13 protein-coding genes are annotated in these 18,768 nt (G+C 72.0%); 5 read left to right on the top strand and 8 right to left on the bottom strand.

Annotated elements, in window-relative coordinates:
• Positions 1-141 precede the first annotated feature (141 nt).
• From AB0K03_RS03125 to AB0K03_RS03100, 6 genes are all read right to left on the bottom strand, one after another.
• A complete protein-coding gene (locus tag AB0K03_RS03125; protein ID WP_364679702.1) occupies positions 142-642 on the bottom strand; it encodes a mycothiol transferase in 501 nt (166 codons plus the stop codon).
• A 12-nt stretch (positions 643-654) separates the two neighbouring features.
• Positions 655-1,419, bottom strand: a complete 765-nt coding sequence (locus AB0K03_RS03120; protein WP_364679700.1) for a hypothetical protein — start codon at positions 1,417-1,419, stop codon at positions 655-657.
• A gap of 64 nt (positions 1,420-1,483) precedes the next feature.
• Positions 1,484-2,806 carry an MFS transporter gene (locus tag AB0K03_RS03115; protein WP_364679697.1) on the bottom strand — a complete coding sequence of 441 codons (1,323 nt, stop codon included), beginning with the start codon at positions 2,804-2,806 and terminating at the stop codon, positions 1,484-1,486.
• Between the two features lie 131 nt (positions 2,807-2,937).
• Positions 2,938-4,743 carry a S9 family peptidase gene (locus tag AB0K03_RS03110; RefSeq protein WP_364679695.1) on the bottom strand — a complete coding sequence of 602 codons (1,806 nt, stop codon included), beginning with the start codon at positions 4,741-4,743 and terminating at the stop codon, positions 2,938-2,940.
• Positions 4,744-4,764: 21 nt separating this feature from the next.
• Positions 4,765-6,540, bottom strand: a complete 1,776-nt coding sequence (locus tag AB0K03_RS03105) for an N-acetylglutaminylglutamine amidotransferase (protein ID WP_364679693.1) — start codon at positions 6,538-6,540, stop codon at positions 4,765-4,767.
• A 55-nt stretch (positions 6,541-6,595) separates the two neighbouring features.
• Positions 6,596-9,166, bottom strand: a complete 2,571-nt coding sequence (locus AB0K03_RS03100) for a carboxylate--amine ligase/circularly permuted type 2 ATP-grasp protein (RefSeq protein ID WP_364679690.1) — start codon at positions 9,164-9,166, stop codon at positions 6,596-6,598.
• A 282-nt stretch (positions 9,167-9,448) separates the two neighbouring features.
• Here AB0K03_RS03100 and ppdK point away from each other — a divergent pair, with 282 nt between their 5' ends.
• Positions 9,449-12,124, top strand: a complete 2,676-nt coding sequence (ppdK, locus tag AB0K03_RS03095) for a pyruvate, phosphate dikinase (RefSeq protein WP_364679688.1) — start codon at positions 9,449-9,451, stop codon at positions 12,122-12,124.
• Between the two features lie 23 nt (positions 12,125-12,147).
• Here the strand turns inward: ppdK and AB0K03_RS03090 are convergent, their stop codons facing one another.
• Positions 12,148-12,408 (bottom strand): hypothetical protein, encoded by a 261-nt coding sequence (locus tag AB0K03_RS03090; RefSeq protein ID WP_364679685.1) that lies wholly within the window; start codon positions 12,406-12,408, stop codon positions 12,148-12,150.
• A 203-nt stretch (positions 12,409-12,611) separates the two neighbouring features.
• On the opposite strand from AB0K03_RS03090, the gene AB0K03_RS03085 reads away from it, so the two are divergent.
• The 4 genes from AB0K03_RS03085 to AB0K03_RS03070 all read left to right on the top strand — a co-directional run bounded on the left by AB0K03_RS03085 (position 12,612) and on the right by AB0K03_RS03070 (position 14,826).
• The gene (locus AB0K03_RS03085) at positions 12,612-12,881 is read left to right on the top strand and encodes a hypothetical protein (RefSeq protein ID WP_364679682.1); all 270 of its coding nucleotides are present in this window, start codon (positions 12,612-12,614) and stop codon (positions 12,879-12,881) included.
• 185 nt (positions 12,882-13,066) lie between these two features.
• Positions 13,067-13,594: a hypothetical protein gene (locus AB0K03_RS03080; RefSeq protein ID WP_364679680.1), complete on the top strand. Its 528-nt coding sequence runs from the start codon at positions 13,067-13,069 to the stop codon at positions 13,592-13,594.
• 63 nt (positions 13,595-13,657) lie between these two features.
• Positions 13,658-14,185, top strand: coding sequence for a SigE family RNA polymerase sigma factor (locus AB0K03_RS03075; RefSeq protein WP_364679677.1), 528 nt, complete (start codon positions 13,658-13,660; stop codon positions 14,183-14,185).
• On the top strand, positions 14,182-14,826 hold the full coding sequence (locus AB0K03_RS03070) for a hypothetical protein (RefSeq protein ID WP_364679675.1): 645 nt from the start codon (positions 14,182-14,184) through the stop codon (positions 14,824-14,826). The genes AB0K03_RS03075 and AB0K03_RS03070 overlap by 4 nt, the downstream gene beginning before the upstream one ends.
• Positions 14,827-14,881: 55 nt before the next feature.
• On the opposite strand, the gene AB0K03_RS03065 is transcribed toward AB0K03_RS03070, so the two are convergent.
• Positions 14,882-18,706 carry a discoidin domain-containing protein gene (locus AB0K03_RS03065; protein WP_364679672.1) on the bottom strand — a complete coding sequence of 1,275 codons (3,825 nt, stop codon included), beginning with the start codon at positions 18,704-18,706 and terminating at the stop codon, positions 14,882-14,884.
• Between the last annotated feature and the right edge of the window lie 62 nt (positions 18,707-18,768).

Raw genomic sequence — 18,768 nt, 5'->3', positions numbered from 1 at the left:
GGGGTGTGGCCCGCGGGAGCCAGCGCTGTCGTGGCGGCCGGGGACTGTGCGCGGCGCAGGTGGCGTAACGACGGCGGCGCCCCCGGCACCCCGGTCGGGAGTGCGGGAGCGCCGCAGGCGTAGACGCTGCTGTGGGCGTACTTAAAGGAGGCCTCGCACGTAGGCGGCCTGGCCGGCGTGCTGGACGTCGTCGTCCAGGATGCTGATCAGGCGCACGCCCAGGGTGACCGGCGGGTCCCAGTTCTCGTCGACGACGCGGTCGAGGTCCTCGGGCTTGAGACCCTCCAGGTACGCCAGCGTGCGCGCGTGCACCGCGTCGTAGTAGTCGAGCAGCGCCCGGGTGTTCTCCGGGCGGACCGCCGCGACGTCCTTCGCGGAGTGGCCGTAGCCGGTGTCGTGCGCGTCGGACGTGCGGCCGAAGCGGGGCCCCCAGTCGCCGGTGACGTAGAGCTGGTCCTCGCCGAGAAGCTCGGCGATGTGGCTGTCCTGCACCCGGGTGAGGTGCCAGACCAGCCAGCCGACCGGGTTGGCGTCCTCGGCGGGCGGGCTGTGCAGCTGCTCCGGGGTGAGGCCGTCGACCGCGCCCCGGACGAGGTCCGGCAGGCGGCCGTACGCCTCGGTGAGCAGTTCGGTGACGTTCATGGTGACGCCCTCCTACTCGCTGGTCGGGTCCTGCTGCTGCTCCTGCTGGTCGAACTGCTGCTGGTCGCCGCCGGCCGGCGGGTCCGTCTGCTGCGGGGCCTCGGTAGCCGGCTCGGTGGCCGGCTCGGTGGTGGGCTCGGCCGGGGCCGTGGTGGTGCCGGTGGGCTCCGGCGTGCCCGTGGTGGCGCCCGGCTCCGGGGCCTGGCTGGTGGAGCTGTCCGGGGCGGACGACTCCCCCGGCGCCGGGGTTTCCGACGGCGACGGGGTCGGCTTGCCGTCCTTGTCGTCTCGGGAGAAGACGCTGGTCAACGTGCTGCCGCCGCCCGGGTCATGTCCCGTCGTCACGGAGGTCAGCGAGCGTCCGGCCATCGCTTCGACGGCGAAGATCGCGCCCATGGCCAGGAGGAAGATCGTGGCCGTGCCGAGCAAGATCGGCTTCCATCGGATCGAGAAGCGCCCCTGCTCCGGCTGGGGGACGGTCTGCGACGGCTTCTCCTCCTCCGTGGCGGCGGCGACGGCCGGGGTGCCCACTGCGGCCGGCGCCTTGATGAACGTCGGCGCGACCGTCTGCAAGGTCTTGGTACCGCGCTTGAGGGAGTTGTCGAAGAGCTGGGTCCCGACGGAGCCCACCACGCTGGCCAGCGCCGCGCCGGCGAGGGTGCCGGCGACTCCGAGGAAGGAGCCCAGCGTTGCGGCGGCCACCGCCGCGAGGGTGCCGGCGACGACCTTGGTGATCTGGATGCCGGACCACAACCGGTCCGGTGCCTGCTCGCTCATGTCCTCCTCACATCAAGGCTCTGCCCGAGCCTGCTCGTGACGCGCCCGTGCCGGGCGCGAAACCTCACCCTTTACCGAGGCGCTGCGCGCTAAACCAGCCTCTTTCGGCCAGAACCTCGCGCAGCGGCCGGACGTGTACGCCCTCGGCCGCCAGCCGCTGCCGGGCCAGCTTGCGGGTACGCAAGATGCCGAGCACGCCGATCACGCCGATCGCGTACTGCACGGACATGGCCACCTTGAAGTCGGCGATGTCGTAGCCGGCGCGGCCGCCCGTGCGCGCGTCCAGAATCAGCCCGACGAGCAGGATCGTGGTCAGCGATGCCACGAACCCGCCCACGTTGACGATGCCGGTGGCCGTGCCGAGCCGGTTCGGCGGGTTGAACGTGCGCGCGAACTCGAACCCGATCATCGAACCCGGGCCGCCGAGGCCCAGCGCCACCACGAGCACCAGCAGGAGGGCCAGCGGGGCGCGCCCCGGCCATGCGATGACGAGACCCCAGCCGAGCCCGTTCGCGGCGATCACCCCGAGCACCAGCCACGAGCGGCGCAACGGGTGGCGCTGCACCAGCACACCGAGCAGCGGGCCGCCCACCATGCCGACGAGCACGAACAGCGTGAGCATCGAGCTGGCCGTGCCGCGCGACAGGCCCTCTCCCGCCACCAGGAACGGGTAGCCCCACATCAGGGCGAACACCGTGCCGGGGAACTGGGTGGTGAAGTGCGTCCACAGCCCCAGCCGGGTGCCGGGATGCCGCCACGCGGTGGCGAGATCCGAGCCGAGCCGGCGCGCCGTCACCGCCTCACCGGCGTTGATCCGCCGGTCCGGGGTGTCGTGCAGCGCCACCATCGCCACGATGGCGACGAACACCCCGGCCGCCGACGCGGAGATGAAGGCGGTGGTCCAGCCGGCCCCGGACAGCAGGGCCGCCAGCGGTACGGCGCTGAGCACCTGACCGACCTGGCCGACGATGCCGGTGAGCTGCGTGACCACCGGCACCCGCCGCGACGGGAACCATTGCGGCACCAGCCGCAGCACGCTGATGAACGTCATCGCGTCGCCGGCGCCGACGAGCACCCGGGCGGCGATCGCCCCGCTGACGCCGTCGGAGAAGGCCATCAGCGCCTGCCCGGCGGCCATCACCAGGGCGCCGCCGACGACCAGCCGCAGCGAACCGAACCGGTCTAGCAGCACGCCGACGGGGACCTGGAGGCCCGCGTACACGAGGAGTTGCAGCACGGCGAACGACGCCAGCGCGCTCGCGCCGATGCCGAACCGCGCCTGCGCGTCGAGACCCGCGACCCCGAGGGACGTACGGTGCAGCACAGCCACCACGTACGCGGAGAGCCCGACGGCCCATACCGCCCAGGCACGGGCACCGCCTCGCATGAAAAACCCCACCTCGTCCGCTCGCGTGCCTCCCACCCTTTCGCGGACGGACGGCGATCGCCAACGGTGAGCGTCACAATTCGGGCGTGTGCCCGGTCACGGGATCTCGAACGGGCGACCCCGGCCGCCGGTCAGCTCAGCAGCGACGGAACGCGCAGGTGGTGAGTGAGCCAGCTGACCGTTTCGCGCAGGTATTCCGCGCGCGACGTCCGGTGCAGCAGCTCGTGGCCCTCGCCCGGGAAGAGCAGGTACTTGTGCTCGGCCCCGCGCGCCGCCAGCGCCGCCACGACCTGCTCCGCCTCGATCACCGGCACGTTGCTGTCGTTCTCGCCGTGCACCACCATCAGCGGCGCGCGGAGGCGGTCGATGCGGGTGATGGGGGAGAGCTCGCGCAGCAGCTCCGCGTCGCGGACCGGGTCGCCGTACTTGGCGACCGCGGCGGCCGCGATCCACGGCTCGGTGTGCTCGTAGAACGTCGCGAAGTTCGACATGCCGCAGACGTCGATGCCCACCGCGAACAGCTCCGGGTACGTGGTCAGCGCGGCCAGGGTCAGGTAGCCGCCGTACGAGCGGCCCATGCAGCCCACCCGGCCGGGGTCCGCCACGCCGGTCGTGACGAGGTGGTCCACGCACGCGGCGACGTCGGCGACGGCCGCCCAGCGCAGCGCGCCGTTGTCGGCGTTGACGAAGCTGCGCCCGAAGCCCGAGGAGCCGCGGACGTTGGCGGCGAACACGGCGATGCCGCGGTCCACCAGCGACTGGAAGAGCGGCCCGTGGCCGGGGCGTTCCTGCGCCTCGGGGCCGCCGTGCAGCCACAGCACGGCCGGGTGCGGGCCGGGCGTCGCCGGCTCGAAGAGCCAGCCGCTGATCTCGAGGCCGTCGTGGGAGGCGAACCGGCGCAGGGTGGGGCGTACCGCTCCGGGGGTGGGCGGCTCGACGGAGACCGGGTGCAGCTCGCCGTCCCAGGTCCACACGCCGTGCGGCTGGCCGGGCGCCTCCGCGGTGAACGCGAGCGTGCTGCCGTCGGCGCTCCAGGCGAGTCCGGAGACGACCGTGCCGGGCAGCTCGACCCGTCCAACCACCCCACCGCCACCCACAAACGGACTGAAGGCTGACCTTGCGGAGTCCACGGTCAGCCGGGACAGGCCGCCGTCGGCGTTCCACAGCACGGCGACGCGCGAGCCGTCGGCGGTCAGCGCGAACGACTCCACCTCGGCGTCCGGCGCCTCGGCGAGGATCTCGGCGGCGCCGGCGGCCGTACGCAGCAGCACCGGGCGCTCGCCGGCGTCGCTGCGCGCCCACACCGAGCCGTCCGGGCCGAAGCAGGCCTGCTCGCCGCTGGTGACGTACTCCTCGACGCCGGTCAGCAGGTCGCGCACGACCACGTACCGGTGGCTGCGCGCGCCGTGCCGCAGCAGGGCGCGGCGGCGGTCCGGCGAGACGTCGAAGAGCGAGATCAAGTCGCCCTCGGCGACGACCTCGCGGGTGCCGTGCTCGGCGTCCACGAGGACCGTGGTGCTCAGGTTCTCGGTGACCGCGAGCAGCGGACGGCCGGGCAGCCAGCGGACGTTCTCGGCGGTGTCGGCGCCGAAGCCGGCGACCTGGTGCAGCGCCGAGCCGTCCGGGCGCACCAGCCACACCTCGGTGCGCGGGGCGCCGCCGGGCGCGATCACGCACGCCAGCCAGCCGCCGCCGGTGGACCAGTGCACCGACTGCACCGGCTCGGCACCCGTGTCGACCAGGAACGTCAGGTCGCTGCCGACCGGCTGCACCCAGACCTGGGGGGTGCCGCTGCGGTCCGATACGTACGCGGCGTGCCGGCCGTCCGGCGAGAGCGCCGGCGACCAGCTGCCGCTGACTTCCGAGGGGTAGGACCCCACCGTCTGCCACCCGGCGGGCAGCACGGTGACATCGACACGGTTGAGCTGACCGGTCATGGGGGTCCTCCTTCGGCGTGGCTAGATTCCCTTGTCCTGCAACCACATCTCCAGCAGCGCGAGCTGCCACAGCTGGTTCGCCCCGAGGGTCGTACGGGCAGTGTTCGGGTCGGCCAGCAGCGCGTCAACGTACTCCTGCCGGAAAAGATTCCGCGCGCGGGCCGCCGGTGCGTGCAGGGCGTCGCGGACCAGCTCCAGCATCGGTCCCTCGAGGTGCCGGATACCGGGAACCGGGAAGTATCCCTTGGTCCGGTCGATCACCTCGTCGGGCACGACCCCGCGAGCCGCGTCCTTGAGCACTCCCTTGCCGCCCTGGGCCAGCTTGAGCTCCGGCGGGCAGGCCGCCGCCAGCTCGACGAGCTCGTGGTCCAGGAACGGTACGCGCGCCTCCAGCCCCCATGCCATCGTCATGTTGTCGACCCGCTTGACCGGATCGTCGACGAGCATCACCTGCGAGTCCAGCCGTAGGGCCGCGTCGACCGCCGTGGTGGCCCCGGGCCGGGCGAAGCTCGCCGCGACGAACTCGCGGCTGACGTCCTCGGCGAGGAACCACTCCGGGTTCAGCTGGCGGGCCAGCTCGCTGTGCGGCCGGTCGAAGAACTCCCTCGCGTACGCGTCGGCGGCCGCGTCGCGGGGCACGTCGGCCAGCGGCGGGTACCAGCTGTACCCGGCGAGGATCTCGTCCGCGCCCTGGCCCGACTGCACGACCGTGACCTGCTTCGAGACGTCCTCGCTGAGCAGGTTGAAGGCGATGCAGTCGTGGCTGACCATCGGCTCGCTCATCGCCGCGACCGTGCGCGCCACCGCGGGCAGGAACCGGTCCCTGCCGATGCGGATCTGGTGGTGCCGGGTGTCGAACTGCTTGGCGATGATGTCGGAGTACGCGAACTCGTCGCCGCTCTCGCCGGCCGCTGACTCGAAGCCGATGGAGAAGGTGGTCAGCCCGCGCTGCCCCTGCTCGGCCAGGAGCGCCACGATGTACGAGGAGTCGAGGCCGCCGGAGAGCAGCACCCCGACCGGCACGTCGGCGACCATGCGCCGCTGCACGGCCGTCCGCAGCCCGGCGTGGATCGCCTCGGCCCACTCCTCGCGGCTCGACGGGGCTTGCACGCGGGTGTGCGAGGCCTCCCAGTAGACCGTCGAGGTGCTGGTGCCGTCGGGGCGGATGATGCGTACGGTCGCCGGCGGCAGCTTGCGGATGCCGGACAGGATCGTGCGCGGCGCCGGCACCACCGAGTGGAACGTCATGTAGTGCTGCAGCGCGACCTTGTCGATCGAGGTGTCGACGTCGCCCGCGGCGAGCAGTGCCGGCAGGGTCGACGCGAAGCGCAGCCGCCCGGGCGTCTCGGCCAGGTACATCGGCTTGATGCCCAGCCGGTCGCGCGCCAGCATGACCGTGCCGGTGGCGTGCTCGGTGATCGCGAAGGCGAACATGCCGAGGAAGTGCTGCACGCAGTCGGCACCCCACCGGTGGTACGCCTTGATGATCACCTCGGTGTCGGACGTCGAGGCGAACGTGTAGCCGTGGCCCCGCAGCTCCTCGCGCAGCTGCCGGTAGTTGTAGATGCAGCCGTTGAAGACCAGCGTGAGGCCCAGCTGCTCGTCGGTCATCGGCTGGGCGCCGGCCTCGGAAAGGTCGATGATCTTGAGGCGGCGGTGGCCGAACGCGACCCCGCCGCGGTGCCACAAGCCCTCGCCGTCGGGCCCGCGGGACTCGAGGCACGGCAGCATCCGCCGGACCGCCTCGGGGTCGGCCGCCCGGTCGTCGAACCTGAGCTCGCCGCCGATTCCGCACATGATTGATCAACCTCCACGGTTTCCGTTTCGGGCGTATGTCGCAGTCGTCAAGGGGTCAGCTCAAGAGCCACGTGTCCTTGGAGCCGCCGCCGCGGGAGGAGTTGACGATCATGCTCCCGGCCGGGGCGACGCGGGTCAGGGCCGCGGGCGCGACCACCGACTCGCGGCCGGTGAACACGAAGGCGCGCAGGTCCACGTGGCGCGGGGCCAGCTCGTGGCCGTCGAAGACCGGAGCGGTCGACAGGTTCACCACCTCCTGGGCCACCCAGCGGTGCGGGGCCGTACGGATCTGGCGGCGTACCGCGGCGAGGTCCTCGGGGCCGGCGTGCGGGCCGATGACGATGCGGTCGCCGCCGTAGCCGTCCACCGGCTTGCAGACCAGCTCCTCCAGCCGGTCCAGCACCTCCGCGCGCTGCTCCGGGATCCCGCACAGGTACGTCGGCACGTCCGCGAGCAGCGGCTTCTCGCCGAGGTAGTACTCGATGAGCTTCGGGACGTACGCGTACACGGCCTTGTCGTCGCCGATGCCGTTGCCCAGGGCGTTCGCGAGCACGAGGGTGTCGGCGTGCAGCGCCGCGACCAGGCTCGGGCCCAGGGGCATCCCGTCGGCGCCGGGGGAGTGCACCAGGCTGTCCTCGCCCATCCGCAGGTAGACCACGTCGACGCGGTGCTTGCGCCCGTTCGCGATGCGGTGCAGCACGCCGTCGTCGACGAGCAGGTCGGTGCTGCGGACCACCGGCACGCCCATCTCCTCGGCGAGCATCCGGTGCTCGAACCACGCCGAGTCGTCGGGGCCCTGGCTGAGCACGACCAGCTGCGGGTCGTCGCCGGCGGCGGGACCCGCCGCGTCGAGCAGGGCACGCTTGAGCAGCTGCGGCGTCTGCTCCGGGCTCAGCAGGCCCGGCGGGTGCGGCAGCTCGGGGAGGACCGCCTCGCTGAGGCGGCGGTTCTGCATCGCGTACGCGATCCCGGACGGCACCCGCAGGTTGTCCTCCAACACGCACCAGTTGCCCGCGCCGTCGCGGACGAGGTCGACGCCGGCCACCTGCGCGCGGACGCCGGGCCGGCTGACCAGGGCCCCGCTGGGCCGCAGCTCGGGCGAGCCGTCGATCACCCACTCCGGCACCACGCCGTCGCGGACCACCGTGCGGTCGCCGTACACGTCGTTGACGAACGCGTCGAGCGCGCGGACCCGCTGGATCAGCCCGCCGCGCAGCCGGCCCCAGTCGCCGGCCGGCACGATCCGCGGCACCAGGTCGAACGGGAAGAGCCGGGTGGCGGCCTCGCCGGCGACGCTGAACGTGATCCCGCGGGCGCGCTGCTCGTCGTCCTTGGCGTCCTCGCGGCGGCGCAGCCCGGCCGGGCCCAGCGCGCTCAGCGCGTCGAGGATCCCCTGGTACGCCGGCACGACGTCGCCGCCCGGGAACGCCTCGTCGCCCTCGGCCGCGTACGGGGTGAGCCCGGCCGGCACGGTCTGACCGCCGGGACCGATGCCGGTCGCGCCGCCCCGGGTGTCGGCCACGACCAGGTCGACCACATCGGAGATCCGCCCCCGCCGCCCCATGGCCCGGCGCTGGCGGGCCGCCGAGCTGCCCCGGCTGAGCGCCTGCACCGACAGGTCGTACACCTGCTCCCAGTCGCCGAGCTCCTCCAGCTGCGGGCGCAGGTCGCCGACGAGGCGTTCCACGGCGACCGCGGCGGGCACCGGCACCGGCGAGCGGGGCAGGTCGAGCAGGTCGCCCTCCAGGCCGGAGCGGGCGGCCCGCCACATCGCGGCGCGGTGCAGCGGGGGACGGGTCGGCACGAGCGGCTTCCCGGCGCGGTAGTCCTGCCGGGCCCGCAGCACCAGGCCGCGGAACAGCCCGGCGAGGAGCACGACCGTGTCCGCGTCCGGGCTGGAGTCGGTGACCCGCAGCTCCACGGTCGGCAGGTGGGCCGACGGGCGCACGTCGAAGTAGACCATCTTCGGGTCGCTGATCGTGCCCGACGCGATGAGGTCGGCGACCAGGGCGTCGTGGTCGGCCGCGCCGGTGACGACGCCGCTGTCGCCGGCCGTCGGCCAGCGCATCCACACCAGCGAGCGCACGCTGGCATAGCCGCTGTCCTCGCCCATCCAGTACGGCGAACTGGCCGACAGCGCCAGCAGCACGGGCAGCGCCGGAGTGACCCGCTGGGCGATCGACACCGCCTCGTCGCGGTCGGCGATGCCCACGTGCACCTGAGCCCCGCAGATGAGCTGCTCGCGCGCGAGCATCTGGTACTCGTCGACCATCCGGCGGTAGCGCGAGGTGGGGGTGACCGGCAGCGAGTCGAGGTCGACGATCGGCACCGTCCCGGCGGCGACGAGACCCAGGCCGAGCGACTCGGCGACGCCGATGGCGCGGCGGCGCAGCCCCACGACGCCGTCCCGCAGGTCGTCCAGGGTGGCGGCGACCGGGGTGTTCGTCTCCACCACCGACCGGTGCAGCTCGGCGGAGAAGCTCTCGGGCTCGAGCTGTTCGAGGATCTGCGGAGCGCGCGGCACGAGCTCGCGGGTCCGCAGATCGACGACGTGCAACTCCTCCTCCACGCCGAGCGTGAGCTCCGTGCCGAGCGCGGCCTCGCCGTCGCCCCTGCTGATACTCAATGACTCCGTCATGCAAGACCGCCTATGTCGTCAGCTCTTCACCGGAGCCTCGCCAGCTCATGTACCGAACCTGTGACGTGCCCATTTCCGGCGTCGATCAAGCATGACGACCTCGTCACGAGGCCGGAGGATGCGCGCGGCTGCTCGAAGTCACGCTCTTTCGCACCGGCCTGCGCGCGACCTTGTGCAATTTTTCACGAACGCTAGGGCCTCCGGTGGCGCCGCCCCTAACCTCCGGGACACCATTAACGAGCGTTAGCTCGGATGGAAATGGAGGCGGGAATGGCCGGGGAGAAGTACGTCTACGATTTTTCGGAAGGTCACAAGGACCTCAAGGAGCTCCTCGGCGGCAAAGGCGCGAACCTGGCCGAGATGACCCGCCTCGGGTTGCCCGTGCCGGCCGGATTCACCGTCACCACCCGGGCCTGCCAGGCGTACCTCGCGACCGGGCGCAACCCGGACGGGCTCGCCGGGGAGATCGACGGGCATCTCGCCGTGCTGGAGCGCACGATGGGGCGCCGGCTCGGTGACCCGGCCGATCCGCTGCTGGTCTCCGTACGGTCGGGGGCGGCGTTCTCGATGCCCGGCATGATGGAGACCGTGCTCAACGTCGGGCTCACCGACGCCTGCGTCGACGGGCTGGCCGCGCAGGCCGGCGGCGACGACCGGTTCGCCTGGGACTCGTACCGGCGGCTGATCCAGATGTTCGGCAAAACGGTGTGCGACGTGCCGGGCGAGGAATTCTCCGACGCGCTGGAAGAGGCGAAAAAGGCCAAGGGCGGCACCGACGATCTCCACCTGGACGCGGCCGACCTGCGCGCGCTGGTCCAGACGTACAAGCGCATTTTCGCCAAGCACACCGGATACGAGTTCCCGCAGGAACCGCGCGAACAGATGCGGCTGGCGATGGAGGCGGTGTTCCGCTCCTGGAATGCCGAACGCGCGGTGCTCTACCGCCGGCAGGAGCGCATCCCGGCCGACCTCGGCACGGCCGTCAACGTCGTCGCGATGGTCTTCGGCAACCTCGGGCCCGACTCGGGCACCGGCGTCGCCTTCACCCGCGACCCGGCCAGCGGCGCCCAGGGCATCTACGGCGACTACCTGGCGAACGCCCAGGGCGAGGACGTGGTCGCGGGCATCCGCAACACCGTCCCGCTCGAGGAGCTCAAGAACCTCGACCGGCGCTCGTACGACGAGCTCCTCGAGATCATGGCCAAGCTCGAGGGCCACTACCGCGACCTGTGCGACATCGAGTTCACCATCGAGCGCGGCAAGCTGTGGATGCTGCAGACCCGGGTCGGCAAGCGTACGGCCGCGGCCGCGTTCCGGATCGCCGGGCAGCTCGTGAACGAGGGCATGATCAGCCTTGACGAGGCGCTGCGCCGGGTGTCCGGAGCCCAGCTGGCGCAGCTGATGTTCCCGCGCTTCGACCTGTCCGGCGACCCGGCCGCGCTGACCAAGGGCATCGGCGCGTCCCCGGGCGCCGCGTCGGGCAGGGCGGTGTTCAGCGCGCAGCGGGCGGCCGAGCTGGCCGGCGCCGGCGAGGACGTCATCCTGGTCCGGCGCGAGACCAACCCCGAGGACCTGGCCGGCATGATCGCCGCCCGGGGCATCCTGACCGCGCGGGGCGGCAAGACCAGCCACGCCGCGGTGGTGGCGCGGGGCATGGGCCGGACCTGCGTGTGCGGCGCCGACCAGCTGGAGATCGCCGCGGACCGCTTCACCGTGAACGGCCGTACGGTCCAGGAGGGCGACGTCATCTCCGTCGACGGCACGAGCGGCTGCGTCTACCTGGGCGCGGTGCCCGTACGCCCCTCCGAGGTGGTGCAGTACTTCGAGGGTGAGAGCGTCGAGTCGTCGCTCGTGGACGCCGTACACATGATCATGGATCACGCCGACGCGACCCGGCGGCTCGTGGTGCGCACCAACGCCGACACCGGCGCCGACGCGGCCCGGGCGCGGCGCTTCGGCGCGGAGGGCATCGGGCTGTGCCGCACCGAGCACATGTTCCTCGGCGACCGCAAGGAACTGGTCGAGCGGCTGATCCTCGCCGTCAGCGACAGCGCCCGCAACGACGCGCTCGCGGCCCTGCTGCCGCTGCAGCGCGCCGACTTCGTCGACCTGTTCCGGGCCATGGACGGGCTGCCGGTGACCGTACGGCTCATCGACCCGCCGCTGCACGAGTTCCTGCCGTCGCTGGAGGAGCTGGCCGTGACCGTGGCGCTGGCCCGCGAGCGGGGCGAGGCGCACGCCGACGAGGAGCGCCTGCTCGACGCCGTACGCCGCATGCACGAGCAGAACCCGATGCTGGGGCTGCGCGGCGTACGCCTGGGCCTGGTCATCCCCGGTCTGTTCGCGATGCAGGTCCGCGCGATCGCGGAGGCGGCGGCGCAGCTCGCCGCCGAGGGCCTCGACCCGCGCCCGGAGATCATGGTCCCGCTGGTCGGCGCCGTCCAGGAGCTCGAGACGGTACGCCGCGAGTGCGAGCAGATCGTCGCCGAGGTGATCGGCGAGACCGGGGTCCGCGTCCAGATCGGCACGATGATCGAGGTGCCGCGCGCGGCGCTGACCGCCGGCCAGATCGCCGAGGCGGCGGACTTCTTCTCCTTCGGCACCAACGACCTCACCCAGATGGGCTGGGGCTTCTCCCGCGACGACGTCGAGGGCGCGTTCTTCTGGCGCTACCTCGAGCTCGGCATCTTCGGCATCTCGCCCTTCGAGTCCATCGACCGCGACGGCGTCGGCCGGCTCATCCGCATCGCCGCGGAGGAGGGCCGCGCGGTGAAGCCGGACCTCAAGCTCGGCGTCTGCGGCGAGCACGGCGGCGAGCCGGAGTCGGTGCACTTCTTCCACGACGTGGGTCTGGATTACGTGTCGTGCTCGCCGTTCCGGGTGCCGGTCGCGCGGCTGGAGGCGGGCCGGGCGGCGGTCACCGGTGGTGACTCGGACAGTCGCTGAGAAGACGCGGCGCGGCCGGCGGATCAGAGCGCCGGGTCTGCCTCCCGGTGGGCCCGGGCGCTGCGCCGCCAGGCGATCACGAGGCACAGCACGCCGAACAGGAAGACCGCGCTCGGTGCCAGGCCGTCGACGGGGTAGCCGGCGATGTCGCCGGCTCCACCACCGACGAAGGCCACCCCGCCGATCAGCCACAGCGTGCCCGTGACGGCGGGGCTGCGGCGGCGGCGCGCTCGCGGAACCGTGGTGTCGTCACGTCTCGTGTAGTAGTCGTTGCTTCGAGTCATGCGGGCAGTGTGATCGGCGGCCGCGGATCACACTTCGGTGTGCCGGACGAAGGTGCGCCCCGGTGACGGTCGGCAGGCACAACGCGTCCGCGGAGGTTCGGCGTGTGCCATATCCGTGTGGGCGATTGCCGGTCGCGCCGGGACGGATCAGGGTGAAGCTGGGCCGGTGAGCTCCGGCCTGCGCGGCCGGAGGTGGGTGAGCCGTGACCGAGGGCGTACCCGCGCTGAGCCCCGGCGACGTGGTGCTGGTGGGGCGGGCCGCCAGCGTGCAGTTCACCGGCCGGTCCGGGTTCGCGTTCCGCATCATCGCCGTGGACTCGCGGCCCACGTACGCCGGTTGGGTGTGGCTGGACGGGTACCAGCTGGACGGTCGTGGTCAGGCCGTGGCCCGGCGGCGGATCTTCGTCCGGGCGGCCGGGCTGCGCCGCGCCGGGACGCCGGGCTCCTCGCTGCGGTCCGACCCCCGGCCCTGACGCCGGAGAAATTCTTTCCCACCCGCGGCAACCACCGCCGGCGCGGTGGCGTGTACCCGGGTGTGAGCGTCGCTCAGGGGCCCGACCGGCCGCCGGGCCCGGCGACGACCACGGCGCAGGCGGATACCGGTGAAGCAGGCGCGGACGTGCTCGTCTTCCACACCTATCGACGAAGAGGTTCTCCGATGCGTTTGCGTGCCCACGTTTCCGGCGTCGTCGCCGGTGCCGCTCTGCTGATCCTCACCGGATGCGGCGGCCAGGATCCCGTTGCCCCCGAGGCGATCGCGCCCCCGTCCTCGGCGGCTGCCGGCTCGGCCGGCTCCGCACCGGAACCGGCGGCCACCGCGACCGGACCGGCTGCCGCCGCGACGGCCACACCGGCGGCGAAGCCCACGGCCACCCGGGCGCCCCGGCCGGCGGCCACCCGGGTGCCGGCGGGGACCGACGGCTGCCCGGTGCAGGCCTCGACCCTGCAGCGGGCGGCCGGCCTGAGCGCCGGATACCGCATCAAGCCCGCCGACGTCCGCTGCTCCCAGGGCTGGGCCACGGCCGGGGTGACCGCACCGAGTCCGGAGCAGCAGGGTGACGGTGTCATCCTGTTCAAGTACGCGGCCGCCTCGAAGACCTGGAAGAAGGTGGGCGAGGGCAGCTCGCTCGACTGCGCGGACTACGGGATCCTGAAGAGCGCCGGTCTCTGCTCGACCCGGGACTGACGCGGTACAGTGCCGCTCGAAGTGATCCGGGGTGACCGGCAGTGACACGGGGGTGGAGCCGGCGTGGACGGTCCGATCGCGGCCGACTTCAGCGAGTTCGTGCGGGCGCGGACGCCGGCTCTGCTGCGTACCGCGTTCCTGCTCACCGGTGACCGGCATCTGGCCGAGGACCTCGTGCAGGACGCGCTCGCACGGACCCACCGGGCGCTGCGCAAGCTCGCCGACGAGGGGCACTTCGAGGCGTACACCCGGACCGCCATGTACCACCTGCACGTGAGCCGGTGGCGGCGCCGGCGGTTCGCCGAGTCGCTGGACAGCGAGCTGCTCGACCGGGCCGACCCGGTGCGCGACCACAGCGCCCGGGTCGACCTGCAGGTCAGCCTGCACCAGGCCCTTGCGCAGCTGACCCCGCGGCAGCGTGCCGTGCTGGTGCTGCGCTACTTCGAGGACCGCACGGAGGCCGAGGCCGCCGCCCAGCTGTCCTGCTCGATCGGCACCATCAAGAGCCAGACCAGCAAGGCGCTGGCCCGTCTGCGCGCCATCGCCCCGGACCTGATCGCGTCCTCGGCGGCCGAAGGAGCAGCCCGATGAGCGACGACGACGACCTGCCCGTGCTCCGCCAGGCCATGGCCGGGCTGGCGGAGCACGGCGGCAGCACCGACCTGTACGACCGGACCGTGCATACCTCCCGCCGGCTGGGCCGCCGCCGGGCGATCGCGTCCGGTGGCGCGGTCGCCGCCGCCGTGCTGGCCATCGGTGTCCCCGTCGCGCTGGCGCAGCGGCAGCAGTCGCCGGCGCTGCCGCCCGCGACCGTGCCCAGCGCCAGCACGAGCGCGGAGCCGAGCACGCCGGCCCCGACCGCGACGCCGAGCAGGACCGTCACGCCCACCGGGACGACGCCCACCCGCCGGGAGACGACCCATCGCCCGTCGTCGCCGAGGACCTCCTCGCCGCCGAGCCGCCCGGCGGACACCGGCTGTCCGGTGAGCGCGGCGATTCTCGAGGAGGCCGCCGACTACCCCGCCGGATACCGGATCAAGCCCGCCGACATCCGGTGCTCGCAGGGCTGGGCCACCGCCGCGCTCACCGCGCCGAGCCCGGAGCAGCAGGGCGACGGCGTCGTCATCTTCCAGTACACGCGCGCCACCAAGACGTGGAAGAAGGTCGGCGAAGGCAGCGACGTCCAGTGCGCGGACTACGGCATGCCGAAGAGCACCGGGCTCTGCTACTGACACGGAAGGCGCGCGACCCGCAGAGAGCGGGCCGCGCGCCTTCAGTGGTACGTCGTCAGTTACGCACGATGGTGAAGGTGGACGTCGTGTTCTCGATGTCGCGCCAGTTGTTGCTCAGCCGCAGGTTCGTGAACGTGGCCGAGCCGACCGCCGGACCCTGGCCCTGTTCCGGCATCGGGTTGGCCCAGATGCCGAAGCCGGACTTGGCGTCGAACTCGTCGCCGCTCTTCTGCGCCCCGCTGATCGACACGTTCGTGAAGACCGTGTCCTTGATCGGGAACTCCTGCTTGCCGCTCTTGTCGTAGTTGGTCTGGAACATGATGCCCGAGTACGTCGGGTCGACGATGTCGACGTTGCTGACCCGGATGCCCTGGAACACCTTGGACGCCGAGAACACCCAGATCGCCGGGAACGTCTGCGCGCCCCAGAAGTGGCCGCCGGCGCGGACGATCGAGATGTTGTCGAACACGGTCGGCGGGTCCGCGCCGAAGCCGTTCATCGGGTAGCCGAAGTCCAGCGAGCTGATCGTGATGCCCGAGTAGACCAGGGTGTCCGCGATGTAGATGTTCTTGAACGTGTTGGCGTACCCGCCGTAGACCGCGATGCCCGCGGCGCGCCAGGTGAGCGTGGTGGACAGGTTGGAGTAGACGTTGTTGATCTCGTCCGAGCCGCCCGCGTCGATCGCCGAGAACAGCGCGAAGCTGTCGTCGCCGGTGGCCCGGGCGTCGTTGTTGTCGACCAGGTTGTCGGTGCTGCCGTTGGTCATGTTCACGCCGTCGGCGAACAGGTTCCGGATGCGCGAGTTCTTGATGACCATGTGGTCGGTGTTCGCGCCCCAGTAGAGGCAGACCGTGTGCTCGGCCCAGATGCTGTCGATGGTGATGTTCGCGACGTTGGCGAAGTCGAACACCTTGCCCGGGCCGTCCTGGCGGATCGTGTAGTTGCCGAAGAACGCGAAGTTCTTGAACGTGGAGCCGTTCGCCGTGGCGTCCGCCCGGAAGCCGGCGTCGGTCTCCGACTGGTTCTGCGGCGTGAAGAACCTCGTGTACCAGGGGCCCGCGCCGACGACCTGGGTCGCCTTGCCGTACACCTGGAACTTGTTGGAGGTCTGGTAGTCACCCGGCGGGAGGTAGACGCCGACCTTGCTGCTGTCCATCCGGGCCGCGTCGAGCGCGGCCTGCACGGACTGCTGGTCGAAGCCGGTGGGCACCACGTACGTGGCCGGGTTGGGGTTGGCGACCGGCGCGACCTGCTCGGTGTTGATGAAGTCGATCGCGACGTTCCCGCCGTTGCCCGAGTCCTTCTGCAGCTTGATCGTGCTGCCGGCCGGGTACGAGGCGGTCAGCATGATGTTCGCCTCGTCGTAGATGTGCCGCGGGCCGGTGCCCGAGTTCTGCGGCGCGGTCTCGTTGCCGTACAGCCACGCGTAGCGCGAGGTGAGCGGCAGCGTCTTGTTGAGCGAGCCGTTGACGTACACGTTGATCGAGCTGGTCGTGTTGTCCGGGATGGAGAAGCGGGCCACGACCGTGTTGGTGGCCGCCCGGGTCGTCCACTGCACGTACGCGCCGGTCGTGTTGAGCGTGACCGCCTTGCGCCCGGACGCCTCGCCGGCCAGGTCGCCGACCTTGCGGTTGGGGCCGACCACCTGCGCGCCGCCGCCGACGGTGCCGTCCTCGGCCTCGTACATGTCGTAGGGCATGTTGGCGCCGCGGCCGACGAAGAACGGCTTCTCGCTGGTGTTGTTGCCCTGCTTGACCGGCAGCTCGTTGCCGTCGTTCGCCAGCACCGTGCGGACCGTGTACTTGCCGTTGACGGCGGTCCACGTGCCGAGGTTGATCGCGGGCGAGGACGCGCCCGGCGCCAGCGTGCCGGACCAGGAGCCGGTCAGGGTCTTCACGACCGACCCGTTGTCGCCGAGGACCGTCACGGTCACGCCGTGTGCCCCGCCGGCCGAGGCGGCGGTGCCCTGGTTGCGCAGGGTGACGGTGAAGGTGACCGTCTGGCCCGCCGACGGGTTCGACGGCGACCAGCTGACCACCGACGCGACGAGGTCGGAGCTGGAGACCGGCGCGACCACGAGGTCGCCCGGATTCGTGTACGCGTTGTTCGCGTCGTTCTGCTCGATGACCGTGTTCGCCTCGTCCACCTTGGCGCTCAGGGTGTACGTACCCGCGTCGCGGGCGCCGACGGCCGCGGTGACCGTGGCCGACGCGCCGGCCGCGAGGGCGCCGACGTTGGCGGTGCCCACCTTGGTGCCGCCGAGGTAGAAGGTCACCGACGACGCGGGGCTGCCGGCGTTCCCGGCGTTGCGGACCGTCGCCGACAGCGTGACCGAGTCCGTCTCCACCGGCGCGGACGGCGTGAACGACATGCCGCTGATCGTGAGGTCCGGGTTCGGCGCGGGGACGCCGATGACCTGGAACTCCGCGACCTGGCCGCTGGGCGCGCCGGTGTTGGCGGTGAAGCTCAGCCGTACGTCCGCGGCGGTCGCGCTGACCGGGATGGTCACCGTGTTGCCGCTCGCCGGGTTGAACGTGTACGTCGCCGAGCCCACGAGCGTGGTGAAGGCGCTCGCGCTCTGCTCGCGGCCCAGCACCGAGAACGTCTGCGTACGCGTACCCCACTCGCTCGACGGGTTGAGCTTGACCACGACGGAGCTGGTGGTGGCGTTCGCGCCGAGCGACACCGTCAGGTTCGCCGGGTACGCGCTGCCCTCCCAGTACGTGGCCGTGTCGTTGTCGTTCGCGTTGGCGGCGACGAACGTGAAGACGGTCGACGAGGCGGTGATGGGCTTGCCGACGGCGAGGTTGGTGCCGTCGGTGACCGTGCCGGTCCGGGTCACCGTGTTGCTCGCGGCGGAGACGTTGCCGGCCGCGTCGCGCGCCTTGACGTAGTACGCCACGGTCGCGCTCGCCGGCTGGTTGTCGGTGTAGGTGAGCACGTTCCCGGCCACGCTCGTCTTGAGCGAGCCGTTGGCGTACACCTCGTAACCGGTGACGCCGACGTTGTCGGACGACGCGCCCCACGCGAGGCGGATCTGCCCGGCCGCCGGCTGGGTGTACGACAGCGTGCCGGGCGTGGTCGGCGCGACGGTGTCGCCGGAGGTGCCCGTACGCGTCACCGTGTTGCTGTTGGCCGAGACGTTCCCGGCCGCGTCGCGGGCCCGCACGTAGTACTGCACCGTCGCGCTGTCGGGCTGGTTGTCCAGGTACGTCAGCACGTTCCCGGCGACCGTGGTGCGCAGCGAGCCGTTGGCGTAGATCTCGTAGCCGGTGACGCCGACGTTGTCCGTCGACGCGTTCCATGTCAGCCGGATCTGACCGCTCGCCGGCTGGCTGTACGCGAGCCCGCCCGGCGCGCTCGGCGCCTGCGTGTCGCCGGTGGCCGGCCCGTACACCTCGAGCTCGGAGATCTGCCCGGCCGGCCAGCCGGTGTTCCCGGTGATCGTCAGGCGCACGTAGCGGGTGGTGGCGGCGCCGAAGTCGATGGTCACGGTGTTGCCGGTGGCGGGGTTGAAGGTGTAGCCGGCGCTGGGCTTGAGGTCGGTGAAGCTCGAGCCGGTGGTGCTGCCCTGCACTGCGAGGGTCTGCGTCCGGGTCTGCCACGCGGTCGCCGGCGGCAGCTTGAGGACGGTCTGGTTCACGCTGACGGCCTGGCCGAGGTCGACCTGCAGCCACTGCGGGAAGGCGTTGTTGGCGCTCTCCCAGTACGTGCTCGCGTTGCCGTCGCCGGCGTTGCCGGCGCCGTACACGTCGGTGAAGCTGCTGGCGGTGAAGGTCTTGCCGGCGGCGAGGTTGGGTCCGGCCGCGGCGGCGGGGGTGGTGGGGGAGACGACCTGGAGGACGGCGGTGGTGAGGGAGGCGGCGGCGAGAGCCACCATAATTCGTCGCATTCTAGACATGGTTGGGCGCGCCTTCTTCCGTGCGGGTGGACTTCGCCGGT

Origin of the sequence: Actinoplanes sp. NPDC049316 (assembly GCF_040677315.1) — a bacterium.
Lineage (GTDB): Bacteria > Actinomycetota > Actinomycetes > Mycobacteriales > Micromonosporaceae > Actinoplanes.
The sequence above is the reverse complement of the archived record's forward strand: the minus strand, read 5'-3'. Positions and strand labels throughout refer to the sequence as shown.

What these genes read in the sequence shown, in the direction of transcription:
- AB0K03_RS03125 (WP_364679702.1), bottom strand. Translation starts at nt 642, where the DNA reads ATGAACGTCACCGAACTGCTCACCGAGGCGTACGGCCGCCTGCCGGAC.
- AB0K03_RS03120 (WP_364679700.1), bottom strand. Translation starts at nt 1,419, where the DNA reads ATGAGCGAGCAGGCACCGGACCGGTTGTGGTCCGGCATCCAGATCACC.
- AB0K03_RS03115 (WP_364679697.1), bottom strand. Translation starts at nt 2,806, where the DNA reads ATGCGAGGCGGTGCCCGTGCCTGGGCGGTATGGGCCGTCGGGCTCTCC.
- AB0K03_RS03110 (WP_364679695.1), bottom strand. Translation starts at nt 4,743, where the DNA reads ATGACCGGTCAGCTCAACCGTGTCGATGTCACCGTGCTGCCCGCCGGG.
- AB0K03_RS03105 (WP_364679693.1), bottom strand. Translation starts at nt 6,540, where the DNA reads ATGTGCGGAATCGGCGGCGAGCTCAGGTTCGACGACCGGGCGGCCGAC.
- ppdK (WP_364679688.1), top strand. Translation starts at nt 9,449, where the DNA reads ATGGCCGGGGAGAAGTACGTCTACGATTTTTCGGAAGGTCACAAGGAC.
- AB0K03_RS03090 (WP_364679685.1), bottom strand. Translation starts at nt 12,408, where the DNA reads ATGACTCGAAGCAACGACTACTACACGAGACGTGACGACACCACGGTT.
- AB0K03_RS03080 (WP_364679680.1), top strand. Translation starts at nt 13,067, where the DNA reads ATGCGTTTGCGTGCCCACGTTTCCGGCGTCGTCGCCGGTGCCGCTCTG.
- AB0K03_RS03070 (WP_364679675.1), top strand. Translation starts at nt 14,182, where the DNA reads ATGAGCGACGACGACGACCTGCCCGTGCTCCGCCAGGCCATGGCCGGG.
- AB0K03_RS03065 (WP_364679672.1), bottom strand. Translation starts at nt 18,706, where the DNA reads ATGGTGGCTCTCGCCGCCGCCTCCCTCACCACCGCCGTCCTCCAGGTC.